17 protein-coding genes and 1 pseudogene are annotated in these 15303 nt (G+C 55.1%); 13 read left to right on the top strand and 5 right to left on the bottom strand.

The genetic code is table 11. The features are described 5' to 3' along the window. Window positions 1–197: 197 nt before the first annotated feature. The 3 genes from secF to yajC all read right to left on the bottom strand — a co-directional run bounded on the left by secF (window position 198) and on the right by yajC (window position 3702). Window positions 198–1286, bottom strand: a complete 1089-nt coding sequence (gene secF, locus KIH26_RS14640) for a protein translocase subunit SecF (RefSeq protein WP_213446418.1) — start codon at window positions 1284–1286, stop codon at window positions 198–200. A gap of 12 nt (window positions 1287–1298) precedes the next feature. Beyond that, window positions 1299–3266, bottom strand: a complete 1968-nt coding sequence (secD, locus tag KIH26_RS14635) for a protein translocase subunit SecD (RefSeq protein WP_213446417.1) — start codon at window positions 3264–3266, stop codon at window positions 1299–1301. Window positions 3267–3378: 112 nt separating this feature from the next. Then, window positions 3379–3702 carry a preprotein translocase subunit YajC gene (gene yajC, locus KIH26_RS14630; RefSeq protein WP_213446416.1) on the bottom strand — a complete coding sequence of 108 codons (324 nt, stop codon included), beginning with the start codon at window positions 3700–3702 and terminating at the stop codon, window positions 3379–3381. A 147-nt stretch (window positions 3703–3849) separates the two neighbouring features. Here yajC and KIH26_RS14625 point away from each other — a divergent pair, with 147 nt between their 5' ends. The 13 genes and pseudogenes from KIH26_RS14625 to KIH26_RS14565 all read left to right on the top strand — a co-directional run. Beyond that, complete coding sequence (locus tag KIH26_RS14625; RefSeq protein WP_213446415.1) at window positions 3850–4476, top strand: LysE family transporter; 627 nt, start codon at window positions 3850–3852, stop codon at window positions 4474–4476. After that, window positions 4477–5244: a ParA family protein gene (locus KIH26_RS14620; protein WP_213446414.1), complete on the top strand. Its 768-nt coding sequence runs from the start codon at window positions 4477–4479 to the stop codon at window positions 5242–5244. Window positions 5245–5311: 67 nt separating this feature from the next. Beyond that, entirely contained in the window at window positions 5312–6112 is an 801-nt protein-coding gene (hisF, locus tag KIH26_RS14615) for an imidazole glycerol phosphate synthase subunit HisF (RefSeq protein WP_213446413.1), read from the top strand. A 199-nt stretch (window positions 6113–6311) separates the two neighbouring features. Then, the gene (hisI, locus tag KIH26_RS14610) at window positions 6312–6713 is read left to right on the top strand and encodes a phosphoribosyl-AMP cyclohydrolase (RefSeq protein ID WP_213446412.1); all 402 of its coding nucleotides are present in this window, start codon (window positions 6312–6314) and stop codon (window positions 6711–6713) included. Further along, window positions 6710–7075, top strand: coding sequence for a phosphoribosyl-ATP diphosphatase (locus KIH26_RS14605; protein WP_213446411.1), 366 nt, complete (start codon window positions 6710–6712; stop codon window positions 7073–7075). Before hisI ends, KIH26_RS14605 begins: the two co-directional genes overlap by 4 nt. Before the next feature lie 42 nt (window positions 7076–7117). Next, window positions 7118–7474, top strand: a complete 357-nt coding sequence (locus KIH26_RS14600; RefSeq protein WP_213446410.1) for a DUF4870 family protein — start codon at window positions 7118–7120, stop codon at window positions 7472–7474. A gap of 14 nt (window positions 7475–7488) precedes the next feature. After that, window positions 7489–7848 carry a histidine triad nucleotide-binding protein gene (locus KIH26_RS14595; RefSeq protein WP_213446409.1) on the top strand — a complete coding sequence of 120 codons (360 nt, stop codon included), beginning with the start codon at window positions 7489–7491 and terminating at the stop codon, window positions 7846–7848. A 98-nt stretch (window positions 7849–7946) separates the two neighbouring features. Further along, window positions 7947–8189: a Sec-independent protein translocase subunit TatA gene (tatA, locus tag KIH26_RS14590; protein WP_213446408.1), complete on the top strand. Its 243-nt coding sequence runs from the start codon at window positions 7947–7949 to the stop codon at window positions 8187–8189. Window positions 8190–8204: 15 nt separating this feature from the next. Beyond that, a complete protein-coding gene (tatB, locus tag KIH26_RS14585) occupies window positions 8205–8657 on the top strand; it encodes a Sec-independent protein translocase protein TatB (RefSeq protein ID WP_213446407.1) in 453 nt (150 codons plus the stop codon). Between the two features lie 15 nt (window positions 8658–8672). Next, window positions 8673–9461 carry a twin-arginine translocase subunit TatC gene (gene tatC, locus KIH26_RS14580; protein ID WP_213446406.1) on the top strand — a complete coding sequence of 263 codons (789 nt, stop codon included), beginning with the start codon at window positions 8673–8675 and terminating at the stop codon, window positions 9459–9461. A 377-nt stretch (window positions 9462–9838) separates the two neighbouring features. Beyond that, the gene (locus tag KIH26_RS14575; RefSeq protein ID WP_249661423.1) at window positions 9839–12181 is read left to right on the top strand and encodes an NADP-dependent malic enzyme; all 2343 of its coding nucleotides are present in this window, start codon (window positions 9839–9841) and stop codon (window positions 12179–12181) included. Window positions 12182–12447: 266 nt separating this feature from the next. Further along, window positions 12448–12780, top strand: coding sequence for a guanyl-specific ribonuclease (locus KIH26_RS14570; protein WP_249661417.1), 333 nt, complete (start codon window positions 12448–12450; stop codon window positions 12778–12780). Window positions 12781–12865: 85 nt separating this feature from the next. Continuing rightward, a pseudogene (locus KIH26_RS14565) lies at window positions 12866–13255 on the top strand (barstar family protein); the annotation flags it as partial. Between the two features lie 208 nt (window positions 13256–13463). Here the strand turns inward: KIH26_RS14565 and KIH26_RS14560 are convergent. Then, a complete protein-coding gene (locus tag KIH26_RS14560) occupies window positions 13464–14456 on the bottom strand; it encodes a 2-dehydropantoate 2-reductase (protein ID WP_213446403.1) in 993 nt (330 codons plus the stop codon). Between the two features lie 81 nt (window positions 14457–14537). Beyond that, window positions 14538–15299, bottom strand: a complete 762-nt coding sequence (locus KIH26_RS14555; RefSeq protein ID WP_213446402.1) for a class II aldolase/adducin family protein — start codon at window positions 15297–15299, stop codon at window positions 14538–14540. Window positions 15300–15303 lie beyond the last annotated feature (4 nt).

The raw sequence follows: 15303 nt of genomic DNA, 5'->3' as shown, positions 1-15303 counted from the left end.
TGGAAGACGTAAAACGGCACAACGCTAAAAAGCGCTGTTTGATACATATTACTAGGAAAGCCCGTCTGAGGAGTCAACGAACCCAAGCGAGCCGTGACAAGCTGTTATCAATGCGCCGCATGCCTTACACATGTATCACTTATGCCACAGTTTCAAAGTGCCTGTCCAAGCTTTGTCGGAGCCAGACCTGGCTAGCCTCAGACCATGGCACCCGAGTTCGGATCGTTGGGATCAGTAGGGCCTTCGCCCTCTTTCTTGATCGGCGTTTTGATCAAATCTTCCCGTTTCACGCCCAGCCACATGGCAATCGCGGCGGCCACGAAAACAGAGGAATAGATACCAAAGAGAATACCGATAGTGAGCGCTAACGCAAAGTAAAACAGCGTAGGGCCGCCAAAAATCAACATCGACAACACCATCATCTCGGTGGAGCCGTGGGTGATGATGGTGCGGCTGATGGTGGAGGTGATGGCGTGATCAATGACTTCTCGCGTCGTCATCTTGCGGTATTTGCGGAAGGCTTCGCGGATTCGATCAAAAATCACCACGGATTCGTTCACCGAATAGCCCAGCACCGCCAAAATCGCGGCCAACACAGCCAGCGAGAATTCCCACTGGAAAAAGGCAAAGAAGCCCAAGATGATCACGATATCGTGCAAGTTCGCAATGATGCCGGCCACCGCGAATTTCCATTCGAAGCGAAAAGCCAGATAAATCATGATGCCCAGCACCGTCATGCCCAGAGCGATCAAACCATTGCTCACCAGCTCCGCCCCCACAGAAGGGCCAACGAATTCGCTGCGTTGCAGCTTGACAGGTTCTTTGCCATCGGGCGTTTTACACAACAACTTCTGCTGAGTTTCGCCTTGCGACGAAACCACGGTGGTGGACTGCACGGCGCCGCCATCGGCTTGGCAGACCGATTCAAACACCTTGAGCACCGTATCTGATTGCGTGGAAGCTGCTGAGGTGCTTGTACCGGCCGCAGGGTTGGAAGGCAGCGCTTTATTAGCCACGCGGATCAGCACATCCGAAGCCGAGCCGAACAGCTGTACCTGCACCTCGCCAAAGCCCAATTTTTCGACAGCCTCACGGGTTTTGGCTACTTGCGCTGCTTGCGGGTATTCGACCTCCACCAGCGTGCCGCCTGTAAATTCCACCGAGAGATGCAGGCCGCGTGTGAGGATAAAAAAGACAGCCAATACGAAGGTGATGAGCGAAATCGCATTCAGCACGATAGCGTGCTTCATGAACGGGATGTCGCGTTTGATTCTAAAGAATTCCATGTTGCGGCTCCCTTATTTCTTCAACGCAGGTGCTGCGTTTTTCATAGCGCTTTGCGAAGGCTTCATGCCGGCGAGTGCTGGTTTTTCTTCCAAATCTTGCGCCTCGGCGACAACGGCATCACCCTCAGGCCGCCACACCTGCCCAATGCTGATGTCTTTGAGCTTCTTCTTGCCGCCATACCAAAGATTGACCAAACCGCGAGAGAAGAACACGGCAGAGAACATGCTCGTGAGAATACCCAAGCAATGCACGACCGCGAAGCCGCGCACCGGGCCGGAGCCGAAGATGAGCAGAGCAATACCTGCGATCAAGGTCGTGATGTTGGAGTCAAGAATCGTGGCCCATGCGTTTTCATAGCCCGCATGAATCGCCTGCTGCGGCGATTTGCCATTGCGCAGCTCTTCGCGAATGCGCTCGTTGATCAGCACGTTGGAGTCAATCGCCATACCAAGCGCCAACGCGATAGCGGCCATGCCGGGCAGCGTCAGCGTCGCTTGGATCATCGAAAGAATAGAGACCAGCATCAGCAAGTTCACCGAGAGCGCCACCGTCGAAATCACGCCGAAAAAGCGGTAGTAAACGCACATGAAGGCAGCGATCACGAGAAAGCCGTAGATCACACTGTTGAAGCCTTTGGCAATGTTGTCTGCACCGAGGCTGGGGCCAATCGTGCGCTCTTCGATGATCTCCATCGGCGCGGCCAGCGAGCCGGCTCGCAGCAAGAGGGCGGTGTCATTGGCCTCCACCGTGGTCATGCGACCCGAGATTTGCACACGGCCGCCGGCGATTTCGCTTCGGATCACGGGCGCTGTGACGACTTCGCCTTTGCCTTTTTCAAACAACAAGATCGCCATGCGTTTGTTGACGTTTTCACGGGTCACGTCTTTGAAAATACGCGCGCCCTTGGCATCGAGCGACAAGTTTACTGAAGGCTCTTGCGTTTGGCTATCAAAGCCGGCTTGAGCGTCCGTCAAGTTCTCACCCGAGAAGATCACATCGCGTTTGACGATCACTGCTTGGCCGTTGCGGTCCAGATAACGCTCTGAACCAAAAGGCACAGCAGCTTGGCCGCGCTCTGCTGCAAGACCTTCTGAGCTTTCATCGACCATGCGCACTTGCAGCGTGGCAATGCGGCCGATGATTTTCTTCACCGTGGCGGTATCTTGCACGCCGGGCAGCTGCACCACAATGCGATCCGCGCCCTGTTGCTGTATCACCGGCTCGGCCACACCGAGCTCGTTGACGCGGTTGTTCAGCGTAGAAATATTTTGCTTGAGCGCAGATTCCTGGATGCGCTTGATCGCATCGGGTTTGATGCTGGCTGTCACCAAATAATCTGTGCCCTGGGTGCTTTCCACCGTGCCTAAATCCACGCCAAACTGATCGTCCACCATGTTTTTGGCGGCTTGCTGCGCCTGCGCTGTGGAAAAGCGCATGACCACGGTGTTGCCCTCGCGCGCCGTGCGGCCACGGATGTCTTTGCCGCGAAGGCTGGTGCGAATGTCGCTGGTGAGTGTATCGATGCGTTTGTCAATCGCACCCGCCATATCCACTTGCAGCATCAAATGAATACCGCCGCGCAAATCTAAGCCCAAATACATCGGATTCGCATGCAGGCTGCGCAGCCATTGCGGTGTTTGCGGCACCAGATTCAAAGCGACCACATAAGAAGGATCGTTTTTATCGGGATTGAGAGCAGAAGAGATCGCCGCCTGCGCTTGCTTTTGCACCTCGGTGGTGGCGAAGCGGGCGCGAACCGAGTTGTTATCGAGCTCGACCTTGCCATCGACCACGACCTTAGCTTCCTTCAATGCATCTTCCACCCGCGTGCGCGTGGTGGCGTCGATTTTGATGGTGGCTTTGCCGCCGGAGACTTGCACGGCAGGCGCTTCGCCAAAGAAATTGGGGAGCGTGTACAGCGTGGAAATCAAGACCACCACCGCAAGGACGATGTATTTCCAAAGAGGATAACGGTTCATAGCAAGAACTCACAAAACAATAGCACTCAGCGCAGATTCTGTGCCGGCGATCAAGGCTTTTCGCTCAAAAAAACAGCAAGAAGCCACTCAAAACAACGGACGGGATCGTGCCTTATTTGATCGTGCCTTTGGGCAACACGCGAGCCACGGCAGCGCGCTCAACTTGCATCTGACCCTGCTCAACCACGAGAGTCATGTAGCCATCGCCGATTTTCTCGATCTTGCCGAGCACGCCGCCGATGGTGACGACCTCATCGCCTTTTTGCAGCGCATCAATCATCGCGCGCTGTTCTTTCTGGCGCTTCATTTGAGGACGAATCATCAGAAAATACAAGACCACGAACATCAGCACCAAGGGCAGCATGCTGAGCAAAGCGGAATCGCCACCGCCGGCAGCGGCAGGAGCGGTTTGGGCAAAAGCAGAAGAAATCAACACATCAAACTCCAAAAAATTCTAAAAATAGCCCTGTTTTCAATGCTCAGGGCGTAACCCACCATTGTAGGCGCTAGGCACATATCCCTTTTTCGGGAATGAGACACCCGGTTAAACTTGGGGCGTTCTTAAGCACAACAAGGGGCAGCCATGCTGGCATTAACTGAAGGAATCCGCGATTACTGGGCTTTTGTGGTCGCTGTGATCGTGTTTTTGGCGATTCCCGGCCCCGGCAACTTGGCCATCATCACCTCCACCAGCAAAGGCCGCATCATGGGCGGCTTGGCGGCGACTTTCGGCGTGATCGCTGGCGATCAGGTGCTGATGTGGCTGGCTGTGGCGGGCGTGGCAGCGCTTTTGGCGGCGCATCCGAGCGTGTTTGCTGTCGTGCAATACGCTGGTGCGGCGTATTTGGCCTATCTCGGCGTGAAAATGATTCTGGCTAAGCCGGGCGATGCGCCGATTTTGAAGATGGAAGCCCGCCAGTATTTCAAGCAGAGCGTGTTGATCACCTTGCTCAACCCCAAGGCGATCGTGTTTTACATGGCCTTCTTTCCGGTGTTTGTGAATCCAGCGAAGCACCAAGGCATGGTGACTTTCGCGGTGATGGCGGTGACGATTGCCGTGTTGACGTTTTTGTATTGCTTCACGCTCACGCTGATCACGCATTTCGCGGCTGAGCGCATGCGCAGCAATCCTCGCGTGACGAGCTGGCTCAATAAAATTGCAGGCACGATGCTGGTGGGCTTCGGCGCAAAGCTTGCCTTGGATAAATAAATGAAGATTTTTTGTGTAGCGAACCAAAAAGGCGGCGTCGGCAAAACCACGACCACCGTGAATCTCGCCGCTGGTCTTGCAAAAATCGGCCAGCGCGTGCTGATGGTTGACCTTGATCCCCAGGGCAATGCCACCATGGGCTCGGGCGTGGATAAACGCAAGCTGGAGCTCTCGGTGTATGACGTGCTGCTTGAATCGGCAAGTATCAAAGAAGCTGCTGTGAAGAGCGAAAAAGTGGGCTACAGCGTGCTTGGCGCGAACCGCGATTTGGCCGGCGCCGAGGTGGAGTTGGTCGCGCTCGAACACCGAGACCAGCGTCTGAGAACAGCTTTGCAAGAAGTGAGTGGCGACTACGATTTCGTTTTGATCGATTGCCCACCGAGTTTAAGCATGCTGACCTTGAACGGCTTGTGCAGCGCCCATGGCGTGATCGTGCCCATGCAATGCGAGTATTTCGCCCTCGAAGGCCTCACCGATTTGGTCAACACCATCAAGCAGGTTCACGCCAATCTCAACAAAGATTTGCAAATCATTGGCCTGCTGCGCGTGATGTTTGATCCGCGTATCACGCTGCAGCAGCAGGTGAGCGATCAGCTCAAAGCGCACTTTGCGGATAAGGTCTTCAACGCCGTGATCCCGCGCAATGTGCGCTTGGCCGAAGCGCCGAGTTATGGCCTTCCAGGTGTGGTGTTTGATCCATCCGCCAAAGGCAGCCAAGCTTTTGTCGAGTTTGCCAGCGAGATGGTCGAACGCATCAAGAAGATGTAATTTTTAAGCAAAATCGGCTTGTTGACCGCATAGAATCTGCGCAAACAGCTCTTATATTGATAGCAAAATGCTCGCCAAACGTATCATCCCCTGCCTTGATGTGACCGGTGGTCGCGTCGTCAAAGGCGTCAATTTCGTCGAGCTGCGCGATGCGGGCGACCCCGTGGAAATTGCTGCGCGCTATAACGAGCAAGGCGCCGACGAGCTCACTTTCCTCGACATCACCGCCACCAGCGATGGCCGCGATTTGATCTTGCCGATCATCGAGGCGGTAGCCTCGCAAGTGTTCATCCCGCTCACGGTGGGCGGCGGCGTGCGCACGGTGGACGATGTGCGCCGTTTGCTCAACGCCGGGGCGGACAAAACCTCGTTCAACTCCGCAGCGATTGCCAACCCGCAAGTGATTTACGACGCTTCGCAAAAATATGGCTCGCAGTGCATCGTGGTGGCGATTGATGCGAAGAAACGCAGCGCGGAAGACGAAGCGCGGTTGGACGCCAATGGAAAAGCCGTGGGCGCAGGCTGGGATGTCTACAGCCACGGTGGCCGCAAAAACACGGGGCTGGATGCGGTGCAGTGGGCCACGAAGATGGCAGAGCTCGGCGCAGGCGAGATTTTGCTCACCAGCATGGACAAAGACGGCACGAAATCCGGCTTTGATTTGGCACTCACGCGCTCTGTGAGCGATGCGGTGTCCGTGCCCGTGATCGCATCAGGCGGCGTGGGCACGCTGGCGCATCTGGCCGATGGCATTCAAACGGGCGGCGCAGATGCTGTGCTGGCCGCGAGTATTTTTCACTACGGCGAATTCACGGTGCAACAAGCCAAAGCATTCATGGCTGAGCGCGGGATACCTGTGCGGCAGTGATTTTTAAGCCTTTTAGGCCGCTTGCCGGCATAGGATCTGCGCGAAGTGCTATCACTCCAATAGCATTTTTAGATTTCCTTGTGGAGAGCATGAGCACGGTTGGGCGGTAATTACCGCCACTCATGAGGCCACGGCAAAGCGCCGAGCACAGCCCGCAAGCGCCCCAACCAACACAGCATTTATCGCAGACAATCCAAGCATGAATTGGTTAGACAACATCAAGTGGGACGCACAAGGCCTCGTGCCCGTCATCGCACAGGAGCAGGGCACGGGCGATGTGCTCATGTTTGCCTACATGAACCGCGAAGCCCTGCAAAAAACCGCTGAGCTCAAACGCGCCGTGTATTTCAGCCGCTCACGCAACAAACTTTGGTTCAAAGGCGAAGAGTCCGGCCATGTGCAAACCGTGCACGACATTCGGCTCGATTGCGATGCCGACGTGATTTTGCTCACCGTCACGCAACTCGGCCACGAGCCCGGCATTGCCTGCCACACGGGCCGCCACAGCTGTTTTTTCAATCAATTGCAAGAATCTGGCGGACAACAACAATGGGCCAGCGTTGAGCCGGTGCTCAAAGACCCGGAGAGTATTTACAAATGACTTCCAACGACTCCCTCGACAAATTAGCCCAAGTGCTGGAAAGCCGCAAAGGCGGCGATCCTGAGACCAGCTACGTGGCGCGTCTCTTCTCCAAAGCACCCGATGCATTCCTGAAGAAAATTGGCGAAGAAGCCACGGAAGTGGTACTCGCTTGCAAAGATGCCAGTCACGGCGGAGACAAACAAAAGATTGTCAGCGAGACAGCTGATTTATGGTTTCATAGTTTGGTTGCGCTTTCACATTACGGGCTGACGCCGCGCGATGTGCTCGCTGAATTAGAGCGTCGCGTGGGGCTGAGTGGCTTGGACGAAAAGGCTGCTCGCAAAGCTCTCGGGCGCGATACTGAAGATCGCCAAAAATAAACAAATTGAACTAAACTTATTGCCCCCGCAGGAAATTGATTCATGTCAGAAACTGATTTCGCCGCTTTTGCGCCTAAAGACTCTGGTGATCGCACCGTCATGCACATCTTGTATGGCATGCACACCGTTGCTTGGGCCTCGCTAGGCACTCTCGCTGTGATCGCACTGATCATCAACTACATCAAGCGCGGCGACGAAACCGATCCGCTCTACGAAGATCACCACAGCTACATGATTTCCACTTTTTGGTGGACGATTCTCTGGCTGATCGTCACATCCCCGCTCTATCTGCTGTTTGTGCTGCCCGGCGTGATCGCGCATGGCATTGTGGGCCTTTGGTATTTGTATCGCTGCATCAAAGGTTGGCTGCGCTTTACGGGCAACCGCCCTGCGCGCTGAAGCTGATCTCCATCATGCATACCGATCCGAACTGCATCTTCTGCAAAATCGTTGCGGGCCAGATTCCGAGCAAAAAGGTCTATGAAGACGAAGAAATTCTGGCTTTTCACGACATCAACCCTTGGGCGCCCGTGCATTTCTTGGTGATTCCTAAGGAACACATCACCTCGATGGCGCATCTGCAAGAGCGCCATGCCGCTCTGATGGGGCGCATCATGACGCTCATTCCAAAATTAGCCGCGCAAGAGGGCTGCAACCCCTATCCCGCAGGCGGTTTCCGCGTTGTAACCAATACCGGCGACGAAGGCGGGCAGGAAGTGCAACACTTACACATCCATGTGATCGGCGGCGCCAGGCCTTGGAAAAAGGGATAACCCCCCAAGATATACGTTACCCATAAACGGGGAACGCGCTTGGGGCTTTAGAATCAACACTTATCTGACAGCGCTCTCGCTGTTCTTAGGAGATTTTCATGGGTTCATTTTCAATTTGGCACTGGCTGATCGTTTTGCTCATCGTCGTCATGGTGTTCGGCACCAAAAAGCTCAAAAACATGGGCTCTGATCTGGGCGGTGCGGTCAAAGGCTTCAAAGACGGCATGAAAACCGGCGGCGATGCAGACAAAGATGCTGCTGCTGGCGCACCTGCCGGCCAAGTGGCTGATGGCTCTGCTGCCAAAACGACCATTGATGTCGAAGCCAAGCAAAAAAGCTAATTCCCCTGCTTTGCTGTGATCGATTTAGGCGTCTCCAAAATCGCCCTGATCGGCGCTGTCGCGCTGATTGTGATTGGGCCCGAAAAACTTCCTCGCGTGGCGCGCATGGTCGGCACGATGATTGGTCGTGCGCAGCGCTATGTGAGCGATGTGAAGGCCGAAGTCAATCGCTCCATGGATTTGGATGAGCTGAAAAAGATGAAGGAAACCGTCGAGGGCGCTGCCCGCGACGTGGAAAGCTCGATTCAAACTTCCGCCAGTGATTTTGAGAAATCTTGGGAGCAGGTCACCAATGAGGCGGGAAACACCAGCTACGAGAGCTATCCTACCTATTCCCGCCCGCATAAAAAATGGCGCATGAAAACCAGCGCCACACCCAAGTGGTTCAAGAGCCGCTCTGGCGTACGCACCAGCGCGCAATCGGGCGCAGCGCGCGTGGCGAGATATCGGCCACAAAAACCCTTGTGATCTTGAAGCTTACGCATGACTGAAGCAAAAAAAGACGAGATGGCTGGCACGGAGCAGCCCTTTGTTGAGCACTTGAAAGAGTTGCGCGATAGGCTGCTGTATTGCATTTATGGCTTGGTGGCTGCCGGCATCCTTTTGGCTATTTTCCCCGGCCCTTCTGGCCTGATTGACTGGATCTCCAAGCCCATCATGGCGCACATGCCGCCTGGCGCCAAGCTGATTGCTACCGGCGTGTTCTCGCCCTTCTTTGTGCCACTCAAGGTCTTGATGATGGGCGCTTTCCTGCTGGCTTTGCCGTGGGTGCTCTATCAACTGTGGATGTTTGTTGCGCCTGGTTTGTACAAGCATGAAAAATTATTTGCGCTGCCGCTGATCATGTTTGGCAGCTTGCTGGCCTACACCGGCCTGGCCTTCGTGCAGTTTTTCGTGCTCGACAAGATGTTCGCGTTTATCCAGAACTTCACCCCCGCGAACGTGGCCGCCACGCCAGACATCGCATCGTATGTGGAGTCCATTCTGAGCCTGTACATCGCTTTTGCCTTGGCCTTCCAAGTGCCCATCGTCGTGATGCTGCTCACACGTTTCAATATCGTCACGATCCAGCAGCTCAAAGATTTCCGTGGCTACTTCATCGTCGTGGCTTTCGTGATTGCCGCTGTCGTCACGCCGCCCGATGTGATCAGCCAACTCGCACTCGCCATTCCGATGTGCATCTTGTACGAAGTGGGCCTGTTTGCCTCCAAGTTCTATACCAAGTTTTCCAAGAAGCCAGAAGAGGCTGAGGCTGAAAGCAAGCCTACTTGAGTTTTGCGCTGTTTTATAAGCGTTTTAGGCCGATCGCCGGCGTGGAATCTGCGCGAAGTGCTATTAAATTTATAGTGATTTGAGCATTTATTTTTGCTTAGACTGACTGCGGCTGGGCGGTATACGCTGCTGCTCAAGAAACTACGCCAAAGCGCTGATCCTTGGGCTTGGCGCACCAACAAAGCGCATCGGCATTCCAATACACAAAGTCAAAACTGTTCATGCCGCATACGCATATCCCCGCACTAGGGTTATCCCGTTCATCGGCCTACAATCCGTTTCCACGATAGAAAAAGACGGCTACAACGACGTGTTGTGCCGATGGATTAGACGAGAGACCCAAACACATGCCTTCCTTGAATGACAACTCCGCCAAAATGAGCGATGAAAAGCGCCTGCTAGCGCGCGAAGAGCTGCGCAAAGCGGCCTTGGAGTATCACGAGTTCCCCACCCCTGGCAAAGTGGCCATTGCTGCCACCAAGGCTCTCTCCAACCAACGCGATCTCGCGCTTGCCTACAGCCCCGGCGTGGCCGCGCCTTGCGAAGAGATTGTCAAAGACCCGAATGCGGCGTTCAAGTACACCTCGCGCGGCAACCTCGTCGCCGTGATCACCAATGGCACAGCCGTGCTCGGCCTGGGCGATATCGGCCCACTCGCTGCCAAGCCTGTGATGGAAGGCAAAGGCGTGCTGTTCAAGAAGTTTGCCGGCATTGATGTGTTTGACATCGAGATCAACGAAAAACATGATCTCGATAAATTGGTAGACATCATCGCCGCGCTCGAACCCACCTTCGGCGGCGTGAATCTGGAAGACATCAAAGCGCCGGATTGCTTCTACGTGGAGCGCAAGCTGCGCGAGCGCATGAAGATCCCGGTTTTCCATGACGATCAGCACGGCACAGCCATCGTGGTGGGTGCGGCGATTTTGAATGGCTTGAAAGTCGTGGGCAAAGATCCTAAGAAGATCAAGCTCGTCACTTCTGGAGCGGGCGCTGCGGCGCTTGCCTGCTTAGGTCTGCTCGTGAAGCTGGGCATTCCACGCGAGAACATTTGGGTCACCGACTTGGCAGGTGTGGTGTATGAAGGCCGCACTGAGCTGATGGATGAAGACAAGATCCAATTCGTGCAGAAGACGGACAAGCGCACCCTCGCAGAAGTGATGGAAGGCGCGGACGTGTTCCTCGGTTTGTCTGCGGGTGGCGTGTTGAAGCCTGCGATGGTGAAAAGCATGGCGGCCAAGCCCATCATCCTCGCGCTGGCCAACCCGAACCCTGAAATCTTGCCTGAAGAGGCGCACGCGGTGCGTGATGACGTGATCATGGCCACAGGCCGCACGGATTATCCGAACCAAGTGAACAACGTGCTCTGCTTCCCCTACATCTTCCGTGGCGCACTCGACGCTGGCGCATCGACGATCACGGTGGAGATGGAGATTGCCGCGGTGCACGCGATTGCTGAGCTGGCGCAAGCGGAGCAAAGCGAAGTGGTGGCCGCGGCCTATGCGGGCGAGAAACTGGCGTTTGGCGCGGAGTATTTGATTCCCAAGCCATTCGATCCACGCCTGATGATGAAGATTGCTCCCGCTGTGGCCAAGGCCGCACAGGACAGCGGCGTGGCGCTGCGCCCGATTGCCGATATGGAGGCCTACAAGCAAAAACTGCAAAGCTTCGTGTATGCCAGCGGCACGACGATGAAGCCGATCTTCCAAGCGGCAAAAAAAGCAGCCAACAAACGCATCGCTTACGCCGAGGGCGAAGAAGAGCGCGTGTTGCGCGCCTGCCAGATCGTCGTGGACGAAGGCATTGCACGCCCCACGCTCATTGGCCGCCCGGCTGTGATCGCGCAGCGCATCGAAAAATTCGGCCTGCGCCTGAAAGAAGAGCTGGATTACGACGTGGTGAACGTGGAGCAAGATCACCGCTACCGCGATTTCTGGCAGACCTATCACCGCATGATGGAACGCAAAGGCGTGACGGTGCAAGTCGCCAAAATCGAGATGCGCCGCCGCCTCACTTTGATTGGCTCGATGCTGCTGCACAAAGGCGATGTGGATGGCCTGATCTGCGGCACTTGGGGCACGACCAATCTGCATCTGCAATACATCGATCAAGTGATCGGCAAGCGCCCCGGGGGTTGCGACAGCACGCCGCAAGATGTGCCGGTGTATGCCTGCATGAATGGCTTGCTGCTGCCTGATCGCCAAGTGTTCTTGGTCGATACGCATGTGAACTACGACCCCACCGCTGAAGAGTTGGCTGAGATCACGGTGATGGCTGCAGAAGAAATGATGCGCTTTGGCATCACGCCAAAGGCCGCACTGCTTTCGCACAGCAACTTCGGATCAAGCAATCAGCCCAGCGCCGTGAAGATGCGCCGCGTGTTGGATTTGCTGCGCACGCAAGCACCTTGGCTCGAAGTCGATGGCGAGATGCATGGCGATGTGGCACTCGATGCCGATATGCGCAAAGTCATCATGCCGAACAGCACGCTCACAGGCGAGGCGAATTTGCTGGTGCTGCCCAATATCGATGCCGCTAACATCGCTTACAACCTGCTCAAAACAGCGGCAGGCGGCAATATCGCCATTGGCCCCGTGCTTTTGGGCTGCGCCAAACCAGTGCATATCCTCACTGCCAGCGCGACCGTGCGCCGTATTGTGAATATGACGGCTTTGACCGTCGCTGATGCCAACGCCGCGAGACAAGCGACTATTCGATAGCATGCACTCACTTTATTTGTTAACAATCCCTCTATGAATCACTAGAGGTTGCGCCTCAAAAGGGGTTTTGAATCCCTTGGGACTTGCACTTTTTTCTACATTGCGCGACAATAGAGAGCTTAGGAATTGCGGGAAAACCCGTATTTTGTGCATGGATCAGGAAGCTGAGGCAAGAAGTGATGACGCGCTGGATCAAACAAAGTTGGGTTGGCGCTCGCTCACTTCTGAGTTTCACGCTGATGGCATTCAGCCTCACGCTCGCGCCTATGGCGCAGGCCAAAGGCCCAGCTCCTGAGGTCAGCAGCAAGGCTCAAAGCATTGCTCTGGCCGATTTGCCCAAACAAGGCCGCGAAACCTATGCATTGATTTTGGCTGGTGGCCCCTTTCCTTATGAGAAAGATGGCACCGTGTTTGGCAACCGTGAACGATTGCTGCCTGCTGAAAAGCGTGGCTTCTATCGCGAATACACGGTCAAAACGCCCTACGCCCGCACACGCGGCGCCAAACGGATCGTCTGCGGCGGCAGTCAACCCGTGAAACCTGAGGTGTGTTACTACACCGAAGACCATTACGCGAGTTTCAAACGCATCGCTCCTTGATCACCATCAAAGCGAAGTTTTTGCAACCAGCGCCGCCTGAAGTAAGTAAATTTTTTAGTTGTTGACACTTTCACGGAGAAGCACCATGCCCCTTCGTCACACCAAACCCAATATCGTCCAATCCATTCGCGCTCACAGCGTGCAAGATCTGCAGCAAGCCGCCACAGACATGGGGCACCACTTCTTGTATGCCAGCATTGGCGAAGCCCAATCCAAGCAAGACGTGCTGGACATGCTGGCCGTGCAGCTCAAGCTGCCAGCGCACTTTGGCAAAAATTACGACGCACTCTATGACGTGTTGACCGACCCGATCCACAAATCCGGCAGCCAGCCCGGCTTCATCGTCGTGCTCGAGCACATCCCGACGAACCCGAAGTTCGACAAAGAAGCCCGCGAGCAACTGCTCGATATCTTCCGCGATATCGCAGACTACTGGCACGACCGCAAAGTGCCCTTCCGCTGCTTCTACTCCTTCGCTGTGGCTCGCGCCAATGCAGGCAAAGGCGTGCCAGCCGCTGCCGCTGACGATGCTGAAGAAGGCGAAAAAATGCCAACGGACAAGCTGGTGGATGTATCGCCATTGGCACTGCGCATGAGCTCGCCGTTCAACGCGGGATACTGGTTAGCCGCAGCCTAAAGCTCTGCGCTTTCAGCAAAAAGCCGCTTCTCTCGAAGCGGCTTTTTTATTCTGGGTACAGAGCATGCCGCCTTGCATGCACACGCGCGAGGCCCAGCAAAGCATCGGTCCATGGCGTAGGCATCTTGCACAGTTGCCCAATCTCACGCACGCTGGAGACGAGGGCATCGAGTTCTACTGCGCGCCCTGCTTCCACATCTTGCAGCATCGAGGTTTTAAAAGCGCCGAGCGTCAGCGTGACTTGATGGCGATCTTCTGGTTGCTGCGCAATCGGAATGCCGATACGCTCGCCAATGGCCTTGGCCTCAAGCATCACGTTACTGATAAAGCCACGCAGCAAATCATCACCCAGAATCTTATCGGTCGTCGCACCCGTGATCGCGCTCACCGGGTTCACCGTCATATTGCCCCAGAGCTTGTACCAAATGTCTTTTTGAATTTGCGGTGAGAGCGTGGCATCAAAACCCGCTTCTTTCAGCAAAGCGAGCAAGGCTTGCACGCGTGGCGTATCCTGCCCAGAAGGCTCGCCAATGATGAGACCATTGCCAAAATTGTGTTGAATCACGCCCGGGTTCTTGGTCGCGCAACTGGCATGCACCACCGAACCGATGATGTGATGTGCTTTCAAATGCTGTGCGATCTGGCCATCTGCATCAATACTCTGCAAACATTGATCTTTCAACGCACCACCCAAGCCATTGAAGAACCACCATGGCACGCCATTCATCGCGCTGAGCAGCATCGTGCTTTTTCCCAAGAGCGGCGTGATCTGCGCGGCTACTTCGCGCACCGCGGGCGCTTTCACCGCGAGGATCACCAGATCTTGCTCGCCAAGCTCAACCGCATCGTTCGATGCTTTGACATTTGCTTGGATCTGCGCATCTTTCATCTGCAATTGCAAGCCATCTTTCTGCAAAGCCGAAAGCGTTGCCCCACGTGCAAACACGCTCAGCTGCACGCCTGCGCAACGCGAGAGCTTCGTGCCGATCCAGCCGCCGATGCTGCCTGCACCGACGATGCAAATACGTTGAATCTTCATTGGTTCACTCATTTTTAAAGCATTTTTGGCATATCGCCGGCATAGGATCTGCGCAAAGTGCTATCTAATTAGTAGCAAAATTCACTGCGCATAACCTGGGTTGAATTGATCCACGCGCCGCTTCAAGGCATCAAAGACATCCTGCCCTGCGCCAAACTGCGCATCAAACTGAAAGCTGTCATGCGTGGTTTTCTCGGCCACGGTTTGTGACACAGTAATCGCTGCACCGAGACCAGCCTGCATGCATTGAATATCGCAGGCACGCTGCAGTGTCCACAGGCGAACGAGTGCGAGAGGCAAGGTAGGCGCCCAAGCGAGCAGACCGTGGTTACGCAAGATCAACAGTGGTTTGCCTGCCATATTGTTCAATAGCCTTGGCGCTTCCTCGGCGTGCACGGTGATGCCTTCAAAGTCGTGATACGCCACCAAGCCATGCAATTGCGCAGAGTAGAAATTGTTTTGCGCCAAGCCGCTGGCTGTGCAGGCCACGGCCATGCCCGTGGTGGTGTGGGTGTGCATGATGCAATGCGCATCGGGAGTGTGTTGATGAATCGCGCTGTGAACGGTAAAGCCCGCTGGGTTAACCGGATGTGGATTTGCAGCATCTAACTTCTTGCCAGCTGTATCAATCTTCACCAAATTACTCGCAGTGACTTCGCTGTAATGCAAACCAAAGGGATTGATCAGAAACTGTTTGCTAGGCCCGCTCACGCTTTCGGGAATACGCACGGTGATGTGGTTGTAAATCATCTCCGCCCAACCGAGCATGTCAAAGATGCGGTAGCAGGCAGCCAGCTCCACGCGAGCTTGCCATTCGTCAGGATGAAAATCTTCTTGCTTCATCGTC

The sequence above is a fragment of the Variovorax sp. PCZ-1 genome, assembly GCF_018413605.1.
GTDB lineage: Bacteria > Pseudomonadota > Gammaproteobacteria > Burkholderiales > Burkholderiaceae_C > JANMDU01.
Note: the sequence above shows the minus strand (reverse complement) of the source record. Positions and strands in the feature narration are given on the sequence as shown.